This window comes from Streptomyces sp. NBC_00028 (assembly GCF_045041065.1).
Classification (GTDB): domain Bacteria; phylum Actinomycetota; class Actinomycetes; order Streptomycetales; family Streptomycetaceae; genus Streptomyces.
On the sequence record NZ_CP108293.1, the window covers coordinates 9507797 to 9520114 of the forward strand.

Annotated in this window: 14 protein-coding genes; 6 read left to right on the plus strand and 8 right to left on the minus strand. The window is 69.5% G+C overall.

Annotation, left to right across the window (positions count from 1 at the left end):
• Positions 1 to 69 precede the first annotated feature (69 nt).
• From OG885_RS43080 to OG885_RS43090, 3 genes are all read right to left on the minus strand, one after another.
• Positions 70 to 936 carry a GNAT family N-acetyltransferase gene (locus OG885_RS43080; RefSeq protein ID WP_405742151.1) on the minus strand — a complete coding sequence of 289 codons (867 nt, stop codon included), beginning with the start codon at positions 934 to 936 and terminating at the stop codon, positions 70 to 72.
• A 143-nt stretch (positions 937 to 1079) separates the two neighbouring features.
• Positions 1080 to 2378, minus strand: a complete 1299-nt coding sequence (locus OG885_RS43085) for a ThuA domain-containing protein (RefSeq protein WP_405742153.1) — start codon at positions 2376 to 2378, stop codon at positions 1080 to 1082.
• 43 nt (positions 2379 to 2421) lie between these two features.
• Positions 2422 to 3795 (minus strand): ricin-type beta-trefoil lectin domain protein, encoded by a 1374-nt coding sequence (locus tag OG885_RS43090; protein WP_405743152.1) that lies wholly within the window; start codon positions 3793 to 3795, stop codon positions 2422 to 2424.
• A gap of 341 nt (positions 3796 to 4136) precedes the next feature.
• Between OG885_RS43090 and OG885_RS43095 the strand changes: the two genes are divergently transcribed.
• The 5 genes from OG885_RS43095 to OG885_RS43115 all read left to right on the plus strand — a co-directional run bounded on the left by OG885_RS43095 (position 4137) and on the right by OG885_RS43115 (position 8434).
• Complete coding sequence (locus OG885_RS43095; protein WP_405742154.1) at positions 4137 to 5399, plus strand: hypothetical protein; 1263 nt, start codon at positions 4137 to 4139, stop codon at positions 5397 to 5399.
• Between the two features lie 170 nt (positions 5400 to 5569).
• A complete protein-coding gene (locus tag OG885_RS43100; protein WP_329343060.1) occupies positions 5570 to 5740 on the plus strand; it encodes a hydrophobic protein in 171 nt (56 codons plus the stop codon).
• Between the two features lie 204 nt (positions 5741 to 5944).
• Positions 5945 to 7654 carry a PHP domain-containing protein gene (locus OG885_RS43105; RefSeq protein WP_405742156.1) on the plus strand — a complete coding sequence of 570 codons (1710 nt, stop codon included), beginning with the start codon at positions 5945 to 5947 and terminating at the stop codon, positions 7652 to 7654.
• The gene (locus OG885_RS43110) at positions 7651 to 8163 is read left to right on the plus strand and encodes a hypothetical protein (protein ID WP_405742158.1); all 513 of its coding nucleotides are present in this window, start codon (positions 7651 to 7653) and stop codon (positions 8161 to 8163) included. The genes OG885_RS43105 and OG885_RS43110 overlap by 4 nt, the downstream gene beginning before the upstream one ends.
• Before the next feature lie 34 nt (positions 8164 to 8197).
• A complete protein-coding gene (locus tag OG885_RS43115; RefSeq protein ID WP_405742160.1) occupies positions 8198 to 8434 on the plus strand; it encodes a hypothetical protein in 237 nt (78 codons plus the stop codon).
• 60 nt (positions 8435 to 8494) lie between these two features.
• On the opposite strand, the gene OG885_RS43120 is transcribed toward OG885_RS43115, so the two are convergent.
• Both OG885_RS43120 and OG885_RS43125 read right to left on the minus strand, forming a co-directional pair.
• A complete protein-coding gene (locus OG885_RS43120; protein ID WP_405742161.1) occupies positions 8495 to 9148 on the minus strand; it encodes a hypothetical protein in 654 nt (217 codons plus the stop codon).
• 184 nt (positions 9149 to 9332) lie between these two features.
• A complete protein-coding gene (locus OG885_RS43125; protein WP_405742163.1) occupies positions 9333 to 9554 on the minus strand; it encodes a hypothetical protein in 222 nt (73 codons plus the stop codon).
• A gap of 419 nt (positions 9555 to 9973) precedes the next feature.
• On the opposite strand from OG885_RS43125, the gene OG885_RS43130 reads away from it, so the two are divergent.
• Complete coding sequence (locus OG885_RS43130) at positions 9974 to 10246, plus strand: hypothetical protein (protein ID WP_405742165.1); 273 nt, start codon at positions 9974 to 9976, stop codon at positions 10244 to 10246.
• Between the two features lie 92 nt (positions 10247 to 10338).
• Here the strand turns inward: OG885_RS43130 and OG885_RS43135 are convergent, their stop codons facing one another.
• From OG885_RS43135 to OG885_RS43145, 3 genes are all read right to left on the minus strand, one after another.
• Positions 10339 to 10461, minus strand: coding sequence for a hypothetical protein (locus tag OG885_RS43135; RefSeq protein ID WP_405742166.1), 123 nt, complete (start codon positions 10459 to 10461; stop codon positions 10339 to 10341).
• 80 nt (positions 10462 to 10541) lie between these two features.
• Complete coding sequence (locus OG885_RS43140) at positions 10542 to 11249, minus strand: DUF2637 domain-containing protein (protein ID WP_405742168.1); 708 nt, start codon at positions 11247 to 11249, stop codon at positions 10542 to 10544.
• A 332-nt stretch (positions 11250 to 11581) separates the two neighbouring features.
• The gene (locus tag OG885_RS43145; RefSeq protein WP_405742169.1) at positions 11582 to 12283 is read right to left on the minus strand and encodes a hypothetical protein; all 702 of its coding nucleotides are present in this window, start codon (positions 12281 to 12283) and stop codon (positions 11582 to 11584) included.
• Positions 12284 to 12318: the final 35 nt, after the last annotated feature.

The window sequence follows — 12318 nt, forward strand, 5'->3', positions numbered from 1 at the left end:
CGCCATCGCCGTCGCAGGTCGGGCCGGCGGTGGCACGGTGTACGAGGCCCAGCGCCGGATCCCGCTCGCTCAGACCCTCCTGATCCGGTCGGCGATCTCCGGCACGGCCGTGAACCCGGCCGCCCTGTACGTGGCGACGGCGCCGACATTGGCACTCGGCGTGCACACCCGCGCACTCGACGAGCCCATCTCCCGCAGTGCGGCCGCCCCCGCGACGGTGATCGCCCGGCCGTAGCCGCGGCCCCGGTGGTCGGCGTGGACGCCCATCGGCTCGACCAGTCCAGGCTTCCCGGGTCCGGCCGACCAGACCGTCACCACCGCCGCGGGGTTGCCCCGGTCGTCGTAGGCGCCCAGACAGCGCGCCTCGGCGTAGCACGGTGCCGCGGTCATCTTGTGCCGGTACTCGCGCGTGGGCCGCGTGGTGTTGAACGCGGACCGCAGGACGTCCGCGAAGTCCTGTGCCTGCTCCAGGCCGATCGCCCTGATCGGCACGCCGGGGTCCTCCACCGGTTCGGCCAGGTCGCGGAAGAGCGGCGTCCACGGCTCGTCGACACCCCAGCCCTCCTCGTCCAGCAGGTCGTGCAGCAGCAGGCCCCGCGGCGCCTCGACGGACACGGCTCCCTCCGGCAGCACGCCGCGCTCCGGCTGGGACAGATCCTTGACGAGCCGCCGGGCCAGGGCCTCGTCCCGGACAGCGTCGGGAGCGACCGTCATCCGCACCAGCGTGGGCGAATCCAGCATCCCGACGGCGAGGATCCGTCCGTCCCGGCTCCAGGTCCGGACCACCGCCGCCGTCTCGGCCGCGCCGAACCGGTAGTTCCAGCCGAGGTCCCCGGGATGCAACTGCATCGGCGCGCCGTCGTGCTGCCACTCCCGCAACGCCGCAAGGGCGTCGCCCACTTGGCCGGCGGTCGGCGTACTCAACACCATCGTCATGACCGGGATCAGACCCAACGCCCAGCCGACGTGCAACCGATTAACCGGCATGCGGCGAGGGCGGCGGATGCGAGGAAGTCATCCGCCGCCCCGGCCGTGGAACGCAGCAGGGCGTGAGGCGTCCCGTATCGCCGTGCGGTGGCTCAGGACTGCACGGCGAGCTGGAAGGCCTGCGCGGTCGAGCCGTCGCAGGTCCGCTGGGTGAGCTGGACACTGTTCGTCGCCGCCGAGGCGGCCGTCAGGCACTTGCCGCTGTGCCGGGCGACGAAGTGATAGCGCCCGCTCGTCTCACGTACCGGCTGCCACTGCTGATTCGTGCCGCCGGAATAGGCCCACAGCTGCAATGGGGCGTTGTCCGCCGTGGAGCGGTCGGTCACGTCGATCACCTGGGCGGGGTTGGTGCGTGCGGTGACCTGGAGATAGCCGCTGTCGGTGCTCCGGAAGCGGTACTGCTGCGCCGCCGTGCCGTTGCAGGCGTACTGCTGGATCACCGTCCCGTTCGCCGTGGCCGCCGAACGGGCGTCCACGCACGTGCCGTTGCCGCCGTTCTGCAGCGAGTACCAGGCGGTCTCGGAGATCTGGTCGTCCGTCGGCGGGGTCGTGGTGCCGCCCCCGCCCAGCCACTTGAGCCCGTCGAGCAGGAACCGGTTCTGGGTCGCGCTCGCGAACGTGGACGACAGTCGCGTGTTGGTCGTGTAGTTCATGGCGTTGTGGCCGAAGTTCGCGTACAGCATCTTGTACTTCGTGTTGGTCCACAGGATCGGGTAATAGCCGCTGTACCAGGACTGGTTGGGGTCCGTGCCGACCGGGAAGCTGCTCGGGTCGATCGACGCCAGGATCTTGATGTCCGGGTTCTGCCGCAGATCCCTGGACCAGCTGTACCACTCGCTCACCGACGAGGTGAAGGTGGCCGGGAGGTTCACGGTGGCCGGGCTCGTGCGGTCCTCCACCTTCAGGGTCACCGCGGTCGGACCCCAGGTGTTGGACGCGAAGTTGCCCGAGCCGAGGAACGTGTCGTGGTACCAGGACCAGCCGGCCGCGTCGGTCGTGAACGCCGAGACGTGGAAGCCCAGGAAGCCGCCTCCACCCCTCATGTACGCCTCGAATCCGGAGCGTTGGGCGGAAGTCTGGGGCAAGTCATCCAGGAACAGGACGACTTGGTAGGCGTTGACCCCGCCGTTGGCGAGCAGGTCCCAGTTGGTGCTGGCCGTGTAGGTGAAGCCGCCCGCGGCCGCCTGCTGCGGGAACCAGACGTTGGCCTCCTTGTCGAAGTCGATGTGTGCCGCGTCGTAGGTGCCGCTGTACAGGGCGAGGACCTTGAACGGGGTCGCGGCGGTGCCGGCCTGTGCGACGGGCGGTACGGCCGCGAGGCCCATGAGGGTGGCCAGCAGGAGCAGGACCCGCAGGAGCGCGCGGGTGGAGCCGGATCTGACGGTGTTCATGTGTCTGGTCGATCCTTTCCGTGTAGTCCGCGGAGTGCGGGCGTCAGCCGGTGTACCGGGCGAAGATGCTGGTGAACTGCCAGTTGCTCTGGCTCACGCCGGAGCAGGTGTCGTCGTTGGGGTAGGCGCCCGGGCAGGGGCGGTCACGGTTCGCGGACCAGAACGTCAGGCGTGCCAGGTGATGGGTCTGCGCGTAGCCGAGGATGGTCTGGAAGTCGGCGGTGGTGACGGTCTCGTTGTCGTCGGTGATGCCGTTCATCGACGAGATGCCCATGTCCCGGTAGGCCGCGTCGTCGCTGTAGCCGTACGCGTTCTTCAGCGCGGTCTTGAGTCCCTCGGCCGCCCGCTGGGTCAGCGTGCCCATGTTCTGGCCCGCGCCGCCGAAGTCGAACGGCATGATCGTCCAGGCGTCCACGGTCAGCCCGGACGACGCGGCCCGGTTGATCAGGCTCGTGTCGGGGCCGCTCTGTCCGGTGCCGATCGTGACGTACACCTTGATGCCGGGGTTGTTGGCCTTCACGGTCTTGAGCGCGTCCACGGTCCGCTGCTGCACGGTCCCGTTGCTGTACGCGTCCGCTTCGAGGTCGATGTCGATCGCCTTCAGCGAGTAGGCGTTGATGACCTTCTGGTACGCCGCCGCCAGCTCGCCGGCGCTGGAGCAGGAGCTCTCCAGCTTGTTGCCGCTGTAGCCGCCGAAGGACGGGACGATGTCGCCGCCGGCTGCGCGTACGGTGTTGATGGTCTGCTGGTCGACCCCGCCGGTCAGCGCCCGGCCACCGTCCCACTGCGGATTGCAGTAGCCGTTGCTGAGGACGAACGCCAGGGTGAACCACTTCACGCCGGTCGCGTTCATGACAGTCGTGGGGCTGGGTGGATTGCCCCAGCCGTTGTAGAGGTACGGCGCCACGGCCATCGGTGCGGCGCCGGGCGGGGGCGTGCCGCCACCGGCGGCGGGCGCGTTCCACTTCTGGTTGGCGGCGCCGGTGCAGGTCCAGAGCTGGGTGCGGGTGCCGTTGGCGGAGGAGTTGCCTGTGACGTCCAGGCACTTGTCGGCGGCCGGGTTGACGATGTCGCGCGCGGCGCTGACGGTCCATTTCTGGTTGGCGCCGCCACCGCAGGTCCAGAGCTGGAGCTGGGCCCCGTTGGCCGTCGAACTGCCGGTGACGTCAAGGCATTTGCCGAGGGCCCGGATGGTGCCGTCGGAGCCGACCGTCCACTGCTGGGCGGCGGTGCCGTTGCAGTCGTAGAGCTGTACGGCCGTGCCGTCGGCCGAACTCGCGCCGGCCACGTCGAGGCACTTGCCGGCCAGGCCGGTGATGGTGCCGGTGGCGGCCGAGGCGGAGGCGGCTGCGAGGGTGCCCACGGAGGTGAGGCCGAGCGTGAGGGCAAGAGCGCAGCGCAGGGCGAGGCGTTGCATGGCGAGGGGCCTTTCGTCCTGGGGTGGGGGGTGGACGCCGCCGGCGTGGGGCGGTGAGAGGTGAACAGGGGTGTTCACATACGTGTGCAGAGGTCGCATGCATGGAATGTCTGCTGGCTGGTGAACCTAAAGGTCTACACCAAAGCCGTCAAGAGGTGCGGCCGAAGAAGTACCGCACGGCTTCCCTGAGTTGAGAAGTTGTAGCCGGGATCGCGAGAAGCGCCATGAGCAGGGGGCGCCGGCCGTGCAACCCTCCGGGGCCGGCGGGAGTCTAGGGAGCCGACGGATCGTTCGCCTGGAGGACACCGTCGGTTTACCTGGCTCCGACAGAGGATCTCTCCATGCCCGTGTCGTCACGCAACCGTCGCGTCCGCCGTGTCGGTGTCGCCGCCCTCGGCGCTGCCGCCCTGATCGCGCTGGCCGCGGCTCCCGCCGCCTTCGGCGATGAGCCCGAGCCCGAACTGGTCGTCGGAGGGCTCACCGCGGTCGACGGGGTGAAGCCGGGGGACGGCTTCGACGTACCGGTGACCGTGGCGAACAAGAGCGTCGGGACCGCCCCCGAGAAGGTCTGGATCACCTACGACATCACCCGAGGGCTGGAGTTCGAGGAGGTCCCCTCCAACTGTCTGATCCAGCATGTCCGGCCTTACGACGAGATGCCCGAGCGGTGGACGGCGTCCTGCGAGTTCGACCAGGCGCTGGAGTCAGGAGTCGTCTACACCCCCGAGACCGCCATGGGCGTCAAGGTGCTGGGCCGCGCGCTCAACGAGCAACTCCGGGCGCGCGTCGCGGACGGCGGACCGGCCTACGAGGACAACGGCACCGATCCGGTGGCGGGACCCGCGCCCGCGGTGAAGCTGGTCGAGGCGCAGAACGGTGCTGCGGGATCCGCGCAGGTGGTCACTGTGCCCGTCACCGCCGTCAACACGGCCGACTACCAGGTGACCGGCGACGCGTTGCGAGGCAGTGTCGGTGACACGGTGACGATGAAGGCGACGTTCACCAACGCCGGCCCCGCGTGGGTCTGGCCCAGGGAGGGCGACCCCGCCGTCAGCGTCGTCATCACACCTCCCGCCGGTACGTCGGTGGTCAAGCGCGGCCAGTTCTGCCGGGCCGAGGCGGACACGTATGTCTGCGGCATGCGGTCGCTCAACGAGGGCAGCCAGGAGACCTACACCTTCGAGTTGAAGATCGACAAGCGGGTGGCGGGCGCCAAGGGCTCGGTGGCCCTGAGCAGCGAAGCGCGCCCCTTCGACCCCGACAAGACCAACGACAAGGCCGCCATCACGCTGGACGTCACCGGCGGGGGGAGCGACTCGACCGGCGGCACGACGGGCGGCACGACGGGCAGCACGACCGGCGGCGCGGACACCTCGGGCGGCGGTTCCTCGTCGACCGGCGGCGGGACAGCGAGCGGCGGCAACGGGTCGACCACGGGCGGCAGCGGGACGACGACCGGCGGCAGCGGGACGACGACCGGGGGCAACCTGGCGGACACGGGCTCCTCGACACTGCCCCTCGCGGGCGCGGCTGCCGCGGCCGTGGCCCTCGGTGCCGGCACATTCCTCATCGTGCGCCGCCGCCGTACCCAGAACCTGAACTGACGACCAAGGATTTCCTCACTGTTGCAACGAGTGCAGAAAGGGCCTCCCGGAAGGGGGCCCTTTCTGCGCAACAGGCGGCAGGTGCCCCGGAATTCGCTCCACAAACAACACACGTCGTGAGCATGCATACCGAAAGGCCGGGAACACGCTGGGCCAGGAGGTTGATAAACATGGTTCCCCTGCTGATTGTTCTTCTTCTCGCGCTCATCCTTTTCGGCGCCGGTTTCGCCGTGAAGCTCCTGTGGTGGGTCGCGCTGATCGTGCTCGCGGTGTGGCTGCTCGGTTTCCTCATGCGTTCGACCAACGCGAGCGGCGGACGCGGTCGCTGGTATCGATGGTGACCTGAAGCCGATATCCGGGCCAGAGCAAGCGGTGAAGTCGAGCACCAGGGCGACCTGGTGCTCGACTTCATTTGTGTCCTCAATTGCCTCCTGGACAAGGGGTGTTGGGGTGTAACCGTTCATCTGAGGCCTCGATCCTCCTCACACGCGGCGTGGTCGCGCGGCGGAAGGCAGCCGCGGAGGCAGCGGCAACCAGGAGGCGTCATGGGTCAGGGCCATCACCACCACAGACACGACCACGAACACGACCACGGTCATGCGCATGAGGCGGCTCCCGCCCTGCCCGCCGCCTTCGACACCTCCGTGCCCGACGAGGCGCTCACCCCCGAGCAGCAGTCCCGCCGCGCTCTGCTGCGCCGGGCCGGACTCCTCGGCGCGGGCCTGGCCGCCGGAGGCGTCCTCGCCGACGCCACGCAGGCCGCCGCTGCCACCACCGCGTCCGGCGGCCGACGTCCCGAAGGCTTCCTGTGGCTGGCCGGCGACCACCACATCCACACCCGGTACAGCAGCGACGGCAAGTACCGCGTCGTCGACCAGGTCCGCCAGGGCGCCCGGCACGGCCTGGACTGGATGGTCATCACCGACCACGGCAGCACCACCCACGCCAGGATCGGCGTGGACAAGGTGAACCCGGACATCAGGGAGGCGCGCGCCGCGTACGAGGACACGCTCGTCTTCCAGGGCTTGGAGTGGAACATCCCGGCCGCCGAGCACGGCACGGTCTTCGTGCACCCCGGCAAGAACGAGGTCGCCGTCCTCAAGCAGTTCGAGACCGACTACGACGGCAGCGTGCGGGGCGCGAGCGACTCCACGCCCGCCAACGAGGCGCTGGCCGTGGCGGGCCTGAACTTCCTGGCCGAGCAGGTGTGGCGGCGCAAGGTGAAGGACGCGCTCATGCTCGCCAACCACCCGGCGCGGCGCGGCGTCGACTCGCCGCACGAGATACGCGGCTGGCGGGACGCCACCGGCGCGGGCCGCCAGATAGCCGTCGGCTTCGAGGGCGCCCCCGGACACCAGGCCGCGGGACTGCCCGCGCCCCTGGGCATGGCCCGCGCCCGCGGCATCTACGACAACAGCCCCGGCGCCGGCTCGTTCGCCGGCTACCCGCTGGAGAGCTACCGCACCTGGGGCGGCTTCGACTGGATGACCGCCACGGTCGGCGGACTGTGGGACAGCCTCCTCGCCGAGGGCAAGCCGTGGTGGATCACCGCCAACAGCGACAGCCACCAGGTCTACGGCGACACCGCCGTGCGCGGCCCCGGCGGGGACTTCAACGCCAACGGCCGCTACGAGGACCCGGTCTACGGCGGAAAGATCGACATCACCCAGGGCGACTACTGGCCCGGCCAGTACAGCCGGACCCACGTCGGAGCCGACGGCTTCTCCTACGCCGCGGTCATGGACGGCATCCGCGCGGGCCGGGTCTGGGTCGACCACGGACAGCTCCTCAGCGGCCTGGACGCCAGGCTCGCGGGCGGCGGTCGCTGGGCCACGCTGGGCGGCGCCCTGCACGTGAAGAAGGGCACGAGCGTCACCCTGACCATCGACGTGACCCTCGCGGGCGGCCCCAACTGGGCCGGGTACGTGCCCCGGCTGGCGCGCATGGACGTCATCCAGGGCGAGGTCACGGGGCCGGTCGCGGACCAGGACACGTTCACCGCGCCGACGGCCAAGGTGGTCCGCTCCTACGAGGTCGACCAGTCCTCGGGCGTCGTCCGGCGCACGTACCAGCTCGGCCGGGTGGACCGTCCGCTCTACGTCCGCCTGCGCGGCAGCGACGGCAACCGTACCGCTGTCGGCGCGATGGGCGCTGAGGTCGACCCGGTGGGGCCGGCGATCGACGTCGTGGGCGACGCCGACCCGTGGCTCGACCTGTGGTTCTACTCCAACCCGATCTGGGTCCTGCCGTCGTGACGCCGTACGCCCTCACGGTGGACCCCGGACTCCGCGAGCTGCGTGCGGCCGATCACCTGCTCCAGGAGCTGGCTGCCCGACTCGCCCTTCCTGAGGGCGCGTTCGGCTGTACGCATCTCGTTCGGGGAGACCGTCCGCGTGTCGTTCTCTCCCTGACCGTGCCGTCCGAGCCGCTCCTGAGCACCGTCCGGGAGCGGCTCACGGCACGGGGCCACGACGTGCGGGACGGCCTTCCCGACTCGGAGGGCCGTGCGGTGCTCTACCCCGGAGCCGCCGCTCTCACCGGCACGCTGACGGTGGCGGAACTGCTGATGCGCTCCGCGATCGACCGCGTGACGGTACTGGGCGTTTCCGGCCCGCCCGCTCCCGGCACGACGCTGATGACACGCGAGCACGTTCGCCCGCAGTGGCGGGACGGCGAACTCGTCCTGACGGCCATGCCGGCGGCTGGGGGAGCCCTCGTCCCGTTCGAAGTACCGGAGCCGACCCCGTGCTGCTCGGACCACTGACATCGCCGCCCGGACCATGGGTACTTGAGCCGGCATGACGCTGCCGAAACCGGTGAAGAACGCTCTTCTCGTGGTGCTGGCCTATGCCTGTGTCGTCTTGATCATGCGCTATCGCAGAGACGGCATGGACTGGACACCGGCACTGCTGATCGGTCTGCTCGCCACGCCATTGGTCTTCCTGATGTCGTGGGGCAGGGACCGGCTCATGGGCAAGGCGGAGCGCGCGGGCCGACGGGCGCGGGCGAGGCGCCGAGGGGAGTCGCCTCAGTGACACCCCTGCGCACGCCTCAGCCTGGAGCCGTCGTCGACAGCGCCCGCATCCGCGCCCGCGTCAGGGGGTGAAGACCTCTTCGAGGCTGTCGATGGCTCCGTCGGCGCCGAGGTGGTACTGGAAAACGAGGCCGCTGTCGGGGTGTGCTTCCAGCCAGTCGAGGAATTCCTGGACGCCGATGTGCTGGTTCTCGGTGCTGGCCACGATGGGGTTGGTGACGGTGATGTACGCGGCCTGGTCCAGGGGCAGATAGGTTTCCTTGCCGACGGTCTCGAACGGGGCGCCGTCGGAATCCGGGGTGCCGCAGCCCCAGTTGCCGTGGCGGAAGATCAGGCTGAGGGAGCCGCCCTCGGGTGTGTAGCGGTAGACGGCGATCTCGTCCGGTGAGATCGGCATCTTGTGGTCACAGCCGTCGTCCTCGCCACCGCCGGCGGCGGCCGGTGAGCCCTCGGCCGGTGAGGTGGCTGATGCCGGGGGAGTGGCCACCTTGGCGTCGGGTGACGTGGAGACCTTTCCGGCGGGCGCGGCCGTGGCGGGCGCGGTCGCCACGGTGCCCTTGCCGGCCTTGGTCGGCGAGGCGGTGGCGGCCGTCGCCGTAGGTGCCGCGTCCGGGGAGTGAGAGGAACAGGCGGTGAGCGCCAGGACACCAGCTGCGTAAGTGCTCAGAGCGAGTGTCCGGAGCGCGACCTGTCTGCGGCGATGCGTGACCTTCATGATGTCCCCCGAGGGTGGTGGCAGCGGCTACCTGTGCAACCGCGTGAGCTGGAGAGACCATATTCAGCCACGCCGCGGCGCATTTGATCACCCTGGCGCCGTCCGTTGCGAACCAGTGACCAGACCCGCGCAATATCGGGAGACTGGCCGACCGGGGGAGCGGACGCCGGCCAACTGGACGTTGTCAGGACTGAGGCGGAGCTTCCTGGGCGCGGCGGATGCGTCGAACACCGAAACCGGCTCCCAGGACCCCGCCCACCACGCCGGCCACGCCCGCCATGACATCGCTCCCTGAGAACCCGGCCACGATCAGGGCGGCCGCCAGGGCGCCGAGCAGCAGATACATCAGGACGATGAATCCCGCGGCCAGGTGACGGTCCCGCAGCGGCGGTATGCCGCCGTTCATCCGCGCCCTCCGGGAACCAGGCCCGCGAGGAATGAGGCACGGGCGCAAGGCTGTTCAGCGGCGCTGCCTCCTGGGTCGCGCAACTGCGTGAAGCCTGCCATGGATTGGCATCGGTACATGAGGCTCTCGATCCGTCGGAGGCGTTTTGTCTCCTCACGAATGCCCCTGAACGGCTTCGCCATCCGGGCGTCGTACCGGCCGTGGGGTCGATACACGGAAGTGGTGGGTTTGCCATGGGCGTGTGCGGCAACGCGAACTGCATGAGTCAATCGAACAGCGGCACGAATCGAGATTCCAAGGCCAGGCAGAGCACTTCCGCGAAAGCCCGGCAGGCCACAGCGAAGGCCACTGCTCCCGCGTCGAAGGCGGCGGACAAGGCAGCCGAGACGTCGGGTGACGTGGCATCAGCGACTGTGGATGTGGCAGAGCGTACGGCCAACAAGGGCACCGCGATCGTGAACGGCGCGGCCGCGGGCGTCCAAGCCGGCCGCCAGGCCGTCATCGACGCCTCGGGGCAGGCGGTGACCTTCGCCAAGACCACGTGGACGTTGATCGCCCATCGCAAGGCCCTCGTCGTCGCCGGCGTGGGTGCGGGCCTGTCCATGCTGGGTGCTTCGTCCTACCTGGCGGGTCGTCGTGCGGGGCGCCGTACGCACGGTCCGATCACCCGTCTGACCGGCGGGCGGATCTGAGGCGAGAGCCGAGCGGTGGGGTGAACCGTCGGGTTCACCCCACCGCGACGGCTCGGACCCGGCTGTCACTCGCCGCCGTACTCTGCGGCGGCTCACATCACCCAGATACAGGCCAGGACCACGCCGATGGTGACGGCGAGCAGTGCCATGCACAACCGTGCCCTGCTCCACGCGGAGTCCGGGGGCCGCCTGTGCCGTGTGGGGCTCGTGGGCATGTGGTCTTCCCTCTCCGGTTCCATACGGGGATCAACGAGCCGCACCCACAAGAAGAAACGGTTCTTCCGCTGACCGTGCTTTACCCTCGGGGGCGCTTCTGTGCGTGAGTGCCTTTGCGGGAGCGGTGTTTGGAAGGGACCTGGCCGATGAGTTCCCAGAAGCACACCAGCGCGGTGATCGGTGGAATGCCGAGTGTCACGAACGCCAGCACGGAGTGGGCGGAGTGGCTGACGCACAGGGCTACCGCGATGGCGGAGGTCACCAGCAGGACGCCCCAGGAACGGCGTGCGGGCTGATGCTGAACGGCGGCGCGGAGGATGGACAGGGCCGCGACCAGCCAAGGGCCGTACACGGTCAGCGGCCACCATTGGGCGAGCCGCTCCGGCAGGATGAGTTCGGCGACGGTGCGCAGTTGGCTGTAGGTGTAGGTGATGGACCAGGCCAGCAGGCACGCGGCACACACCGCGATGGCGGCGAAGAGGATCGTGACCTGTGTGATGCGATGACCTGCCACGAGGAACTGCCGTCTGGGGCGCATGCGCCGGCGCGCGCTGCGGGACAGGTGCGGTGCCGCGGGCTCGTCCGTAGTTGAGGGGGCCGACACCGAGGCGAGCATCTCGGCCAGTTCTTGCTCGATGTCGTGGCCGCCGAGCGTGCCGTCCGGGCCGGTTCTGTCCCAGGCCTCCTGGGCGGGGATCCGGTTGATGCCGTGCTGATCCCATGTCTGGGGATCGGAGTTGTAGGGGTACTGCGGGACGTAAGGCCTGTCCCTGTCGTGCCAGTTCATCGGGATTCTTTCGGTCCGTTCATGGGGGTGTGCTGCCGGAGCGGGGAACCCATGTCCATCTGGCAAGCCGGCCCCATTTCCTCCCGCTCACCATCGGGTGACGCGTTCGGTGGAGGAAACCTTTCTCCGTATGTATCCGACTCGTTTTACATCCGCCTAACGAACGTAAATGAAAGGAAGATGCGTGGCGTTCGAGTGAACGGTTCACACGAACGCACCCTGGTGCGCAGCACACTGGCTTATTGGCTGACTAATACGGCAGGTGTGCATCGGGTGGGGTTACGGACCAGCCCGGACCCGGATGCGCACTGGCTCGGCAGCGTCGCCGGAACCTAGTGGCCGGGTGTGAGGATCATGGCGACGGCGATGGTGAAGAGCAGGGTGCCAATCGCGGCGAACACGGTCCGGGTCTGCAACCGGGTGCGCTCCTCGCTGCTGGTGCGAACGGATCGGGCGTGGGGCACGGTCGCGATCGACACGGCGTCGGTGAGGGCGTGCAGCCGTTGCCGCACCGCGCTGGGGTCGTCCGGACCGGGTAGCCGCTGGGCGATGTGGGTGCGCGCGTTGAGGAGGCGGCTTGTCGCGGCCGGTGTGCTGGACTGCATCTCGCGCGCCGCGTGATCGAGGCTGAAGCCCAGGCCGTCGCAGAGGAGGAGGGCGCGTCGGTGCGGTGGCGCCAGGTCGAGCAGGGCCTGGTGGGTGGCGTCGGTGACGGGGAGGTCGGGGTTCTTGCGTGATGGCCGCAGGCGGTGCCAGGGGGAGAGTGCGTAGTCGTAGGCGGCGGTGCGCAGCCACACGACCGGATCGGGGTCGGCGGCGACCTCGGGCCAGTGTTCCCAGGCGTGATGGAAGGCCCATTCGACGGACTCGAAAGCGAGGCGGCGCTGCCCGGTCAGCAGATAGGTCTGATGGACCAGGCCGCGGGCGATATCGGCGTAGAGAGCGTCGAAGCCGTCCTCGGCGCTCGACGCGCCCCGCGAGGGTGTCGACCCGTCACTCGCGGGGGCGGTGCGCCTCTTGTCGTCCGTGCTCATCCCGGTACTGCATGTGCGTGCGTCCACTGGTCCCC